Origin of the sequence: Chryseobacterium contaminans (assembly GCF_001684955.1) — a bacterium.
GTDB lineage: Bacteria > Bacteroidota > Bacteroidia > Flavobacteriales > Weeksellaceae > Chryseobacterium > Chryseobacterium contaminans.
In genome coordinates, this window is the sequence record NZ_MAYF01000119.1 from 1 (window position 1) to 5,659 (window position 5,659).

General features: G+C 35.9%; 6 protein-coding genes and 1 pseudogene. 6 read left to right on the forward strand and 1 reads right to left on the reverse strand.

The annotated features are described in order from the left end of the window. Positions 1 to 1,166, forward strand: a pseudogene (locus tag BBH99_RS08740) (TonB-dependent receptor); the annotation flags it as partial. Between the two features lie 296 nt (positions 1,167 to 1,462). Here BBH99_RS08740 and BBH99_RS08745 read toward each other — a convergent pair. Further along, on the reverse strand, positions 1,463 to 1,798 hold the full coding sequence (locus BBH99_RS08745; RefSeq protein ID WP_066694713.1) for a winged helix-turn-helix transcriptional regulator: 336 nt from the start codon (positions 1,796 to 1,798) through the stop codon (positions 1,463 to 1,465). Positions 1,799 to 1,901: 103 nt separating this feature from the next. Here BBH99_RS08745 and BBH99_RS08750 point away from each other — a divergent pair, with 103 nt between their 5' ends. From BBH99_RS08750 to BBH99_RS08770, 5 genes are all read left to right on the forward strand, one after another. Continuing rightward, entirely contained in the window at positions 1,902 to 2,648 is a 747-nt protein-coding gene (locus tag BBH99_RS08750) for an SDR family oxidoreductase (RefSeq protein ID WP_066694714.1), read from the forward strand. A gap of 164 nt (positions 2,649 to 2,812) precedes the next feature. Then, the gene (locus BBH99_RS08755; RefSeq protein WP_066694722.1) at positions 2,813 to 3,790 is read left to right on the forward strand and encodes a heme-binding domain-containing protein; all 978 of its coding nucleotides are present in this window, start codon (positions 2,813 to 2,815) and stop codon (positions 3,788 to 3,790) included. Beyond that, positions 3,787 to 4,230 carry a hypothetical protein gene (locus tag BBH99_RS08760; RefSeq protein ID WP_066694723.1) on the forward strand — a complete coding sequence of 148 codons (444 nt, stop codon included), beginning with the start codon at positions 3,787 to 3,789 and terminating at the stop codon, positions 4,228 to 4,230. Before BBH99_RS08755 ends, BBH99_RS08760 begins: the two co-directional genes overlap by 4 nt. Before the next feature lie 189 nt (positions 4,231 to 4,419). After that, positions 4,420 to 5,433, forward strand: coding sequence for a sensor histidine kinase (locus tag BBH99_RS08765; RefSeq protein WP_066694724.1), 1,014 nt, complete (start codon positions 4,420 to 4,422; stop codon positions 5,431 to 5,433). After that, the coding region (locus BBH99_RS08770; protein ID WP_123873085.1) for a LytR/AlgR family response regulator transcription factor at positions 5,414 to 5,659 on the forward strand (246 nt) is incomplete at its 3' end. The genes BBH99_RS08765 and BBH99_RS08770, both read left to right, overlap by 20 nt.

Here is a 5,659-nt window from a genome sequence, read left to right on the forward strand (position 1 = left end):
TCAAAAGTCAGACGGAATTTGGGGTTGAGATTCAGCAATCACAATCTACCATTACCAATTATCGTTATAAAAGTGTAAAAATTACGGAAGAACCTGTCCTGAGACCTCTGTACGATGGCTCTTACTTTAATAACACGAATAATCAGTCCAATTATTTTGCCGTTGAAAAAATCACTTATAAACCTTGGGATTTAATGTTTCTTGCAGGAGTGAGCATCAATCAGCTTAATTATAAAAGAAAAGATCTCTTAGCGCTTCCGGGATTATTTGTTGTCAATGGCAAAGATCTTTACAGTAAAAATTTATCATTTGATAAGAAGTTCAGTGCGGTAGCAAGCCCTCATTTTGCTTTGCAGAAAACCTGGAATAATCAAATCTTCAATCTTAGTTACAGTGAAGGATATAACGCTCCTACATCTGTTACAGCTTTCATAACGGGATTAAATGTAACAAATGATAATCTTGTTGCCGAACGGGCAAAAATGTGGGATTTCAGCATCCAGGGACTGATAGATGATACTTCTATAGATTATCAGTTTTCATTATTCAGCATCAATATTAAAGACAAACTTACTCAGCTAGGCGGAAGAATGTCTAATCCGGAGCAAACACCTTATACGTACTGGGCAAACACAGGAGAGCAGAAAAATAAAGGGTTGGAAATGAGTATAGGTTATTCATATCAGCCAAAAAATTTATTTATTTCAAGAATTCAGCCGTTTGTAAGTTATACTTATAATGATTTTAAATACTCCACTTATTTTAAGGAAAACGGAGATAAAGCTAATGTAGTAGGTGTTCCTAAAACAAAAATATCGGTAGGATTGGATTTTGATACTCAAATTGGTTTATACTGGCAGAATACCTATAATTATATGGGAAGTGTTTACACAGATTTTACCAATACCAATAAGGTAAAAAGTTTTGGCCTTCTAAATTCCAAGATTGGCTACAAACACAGTTTCAATCAGTGGGATCTGGATGTGTTTGCAGCCGGGAATAACCTTACCAGTCAGATCAATTATACCTTCCTTTTCTACGGAAACAGCATCAATGATTCTGATAAAGACAATCAGTACAACAATGCTGCTATTTATACTGATGTGAATCCGGGATCGAGTAAGGCATATTTCTTTACAGGGTTTAATTTGAAATATAATTTCTAGAAGCTCTTCAACAAGCTCAGAATGGTAAGTTCTGTTCTGAAAATTTGGACAATTTATCTTTAGGTTTTGGCTAAAGCCAGATGAATATTGATTTTATAATGAGAGCGGGCTGAAGCCCGCTCCTATTGAATAACCACCCCGCCAGATTTTTGATCTGACACCCCTCCGGAGGAGGGGAATATCAGTGCATCTTTACTAATAGAGGCACATATTAGCCCTCTCTTTATTCTTTATTCTTTATTCTTTCAACAGTATTTTTACACCCATTACGTCTCCCATCAAAAACTTACCAGTCATTATCTATCCTCCACAATTACTCTTCTGTGTTCCCTCCCCCAATTAATCATTTCCATAATAATTTTTCCAAAGGTACGGCAATATTCAGTGGGTTCATATTCTATCAAAACAGGAGTTTCCGGATAAACATTTCGCTTTACCAGTTTATTAAGTTCCATATCTTTTAGTTCTTTTGAAAGCATTCTTGTAGTAATTCCGGGAATGCTTCTTTCAATCTCTCTAAAGCGCCTGTTTCCATTACAAATAGAATTGATGACAGGAATTCTCCATTTCCCACCAATAAAATAAAGGGTATCCTGTAAAGCTCTTAGCTCTTCTGTCTGATCTCTTTCCATATGACAAAGTTAAGTGATATCATTAATGATACTGGTATACTCTATGATACTGATTACAAAAGTATACCAATTTGAAATAACTTTGTCAAAAAATTTAAAAGAAATGAAAAAATTCAATAACAAATTAGCGATCGTAACAGGTGGCAATAGCGGGATAGGATATGCAGCTGCTAAAGAACTCATTACAGAAGGAGCTACCGTAATCATCACAGGGAGAAGAAAAGAAGCTGTTGAAAAAGCTGCTCAGGAACTGGGAGCAATTCCTTTTATTGCAGATCAGGCCAAACTGGAGGATATTGATCGTTTAAAGACTGAAGTGGAAAATCAATATGGAAAGATAGACATCCTGTTTATTAATGCAGGGATTACAGGAAGCCTGACTTTAATTGAAAATATGGATCCTGAAAATTTTGACCAGGTAATGAACATCAATTTCAGAGGTGCTTATTTTACCTTAAGCAAGCTTATTCCTCTTTTGAACGATAGCGCTTCTGTAATTATGCTCTCTTCTATCGTTGCCTCTACTTACAAACCTAATAGTTCAGTATACCAGGCAAGTAAAGCAGCTTTGAACTCAATAGCAAAAACGGCAGCAGCAGAGCTGGCTCCAAGAAAAATCAGGGTGAATATGATAAGTCCCGGCCCTATCCAAACAGAAATCATGAGTAAAGCTGGGTTAGATGAAGAAACTTTAAAAGGCCTCAACGATCATCTTATCAATCAGATTCCATTGAAGAAAATGGGAACAGCTGAGGAAATAGCGCAACTGGTTTCATATCTTGCCGACCATAATGCTTCAGGGTTTATGACAGGTACCGAAATCATTATAGACGGCGGCATTGCTTTATAAATTCCCTTCTACACATCCCGGAAAAATAATTTCCGGGATTTTTAATTATTCATCTCATTAAATTCATTATTCCCCCTTTATTTTGCCCGGTTCAGCTACTTTCTTATTTCATAACGAATTCTACCCGTTTACTTTTGGATCATAAAAACAAAACAATACTCATTATGAATACCGTAAATAAAAAAAGAAGTCCTATTTCCATTGTGTTTCTTGCACTTCTTGGAGTCTTCGGAGGATTGCAGTTATTCAACCAACCTCTGGAAGGAAAACCTGTTACTCGTAAAATTGAAGCCCCAAAAGAAGTTATTTCTATTCTTGAAAACTCATGTTTTAACTGTCATTCCAACCAACAGAATCTAAGCTGGTATGATAAAATAGCACCTGTTTCATGGGCTGTGAATAAAGACGTAAAAAGAGCAAGAGAAGTTCTTAATTTTTCTGAATGGGAAAAACTTTCTCCCGCCGAGCACAAGGGAAAAATGTATGCTATTCTCAATATGATGCAAAGCGGAAAAATGCCTATTCATGAATACACTCTACTCCATCCTTCTGCCAGGATTACGGAAAAGGATATTGAAACAATAAAGAAATATACGCTTTCATTATCCGGAGCTACTATTCCTGCAAACAGCAAAGACACCAACCATGAGCCTCAGAAAACGATCACTTCTGGTGATAAAGCTCCTGTTTCACCTAATGGAGTTCAATATACTGATGATTTCAAGAATTGGAAGGTGATCAGCATGAGTACTCTGTTTGATAATTCCATTCGGGTTATTTATGGAAATGATATTGCTGTAAAAGCAATTGAAACAGAGAATTTTCACCCATGGCCAGACGGAAGTATCGTAGTAAAATCTGTTTGGAAACAAAAGGAATTTTCTAATGGAGAAATCAGAGCAGGAGAATTTATCAATGCTCAGTTTATGGTAAAAGATTCGAAAAAATATACTGATACTGAAGGTTGGGGATTTGCAAAATTCTCAGGACCGGATCTACATCCTACGGGCAAGAGCGAATCATTTGCTAAAGAATCCTGTATTGCCTGCCACAGACAATTAGCAGAGAAAACGGGCTATCTTTTCGATGTTCCGATGAAAGTAAATACACAGAGACTTATTCAAAATTTACAGAAAAAATGAGAAATACAATATTAATTCTACTGGTAAGCTTTATCTCGCTTACTTCATGTACCAAGAGAAATAATGAGAGTGATAATGGGTTAATGAGGATTGTTTTTGATCCCGGTAATCTGAAATTTATCTCCACTTCCCTGAATCCTAAAAACAAAACCATGTCTGCCTTATATGGTAATGAAAAAGCTTTAGAATCACTCTCTAAAGAAAGTAATACCCCTGATACAGGAGCCTTGATGAAACTCGTCACCTGGCGTTATCATGACAATCCGCAATATATTGGCGGGACTATTACAGGAGAATTAGTGAGCATTGAAATCATTCAAGCAGACAATACAGGCAATATTTCTTATGGAATACAAAATTCTAACGCGAAGAAAATTCCCTTCAATAAGGAAGAAAGAATACACTATTTCATGAGCTACCGCCCTGTAAGCAGGCCTTGATGAAATGAGAACTTATCTCAAAAGAATACAACAAAGAATATTAATTTTTTATTTTCCGGGATTATTCATTTTTATCAGAATGGCAGAATGCTACGCTTTTGATTTTTGTGAACCGAATATTGAATCAATCATTTTCTCATTTTACCAATAAAAAAACATTAATTTAACCTCTTCAAATCTACTGTCCTCATGCAGCAGCAAAAAATAAAAATATCACCAGCCATTATCTGGATAAGTTCCGTTTTTCTTGGAATTTTATCTTCTGTTCCTCAGCTTGCTTCCCATCAATTCAATTGGAAGGAAGCTATTGTGAACTCAGCCATCACGGCTGCATTCTCAATTATTATGTGGTACATCAATATTTATATGCTGAACCGAGCGGGTAAACGAAGACAGTCTATTTCCTATTCAAGGTTATTGATGGTTCTGGTATTTGGGATGGTGATTATGTTTGGATTGGCATGGATTCAGCAACTGATTCTTTCCCATATCAATTTTGGTCCGGTAATGCTGATGGTTGAAGTAAGAGGAATATTAATCAATCTGGTCTGCTATATGTTTTTGACCTTATTACAAAATAATTATACCGGCCAACAGGTAGAACTGGAGCTTGAAAAGGTAAAAAGTGACAATCTTGGAGCTCAATATGAGCTATTAAAACAGCAAATCAATCCCCATTTTCTGTTCAACAGTCTGAATACCCTCAAATCAATGGCCGAAACGCATGACGAGGAAACCATTGATTTTATTGTAAAACTTTCTGATTTTTACCGTTTCACTTTGGAAAGCAGAAAGCTTGATCTCATCAGTATTCAGGAAGAAATGAAAATTGTAGATTCTTATCTTTTTCTTCAAAAAGCACGTTTTGGTAAGGGTATTATCTTTACTCAGGAACTTGATAAGAAAATATTTCAGACTTTAGTTCCACCATTCACCATTCAACTTTTGGTTGAGAACTGCATCAAACATAATATTGTTTCACAAAGCAAACCTCTGCATATTAAAATATATAATTCTGACAACCATATCATTATACAAAACTTCATCCAACATAAAACCATCAGAGAAGACTCCCTGGGAGTCGGACTGGAAAACATAAAAATGCGTTATAAGCATTTATTGGAACAGGATATCATCATTTATTCAGACGAAAAAATATTCCAGATAAAACTACCATTAATCCATGAATATCATCATCATTGAAGACGAATTCAGGGCTGCAAAGTCCCTGCAGAACTTACTATCAGAATTAAAACCGGACTCAAAGGTATTGGGAGTCTATGACAGCATTGAGTCCAGTGTAGAAGCACTATCCAAAGGAACAATGCCAGATCTAATCTTCATGGATATCCAACTTTCAGATGGCCTTTCCTTTGAAATTTTCAAAGCTACAGACATCACTTGTCCCGTGATTTTTTGTACTGCGTTC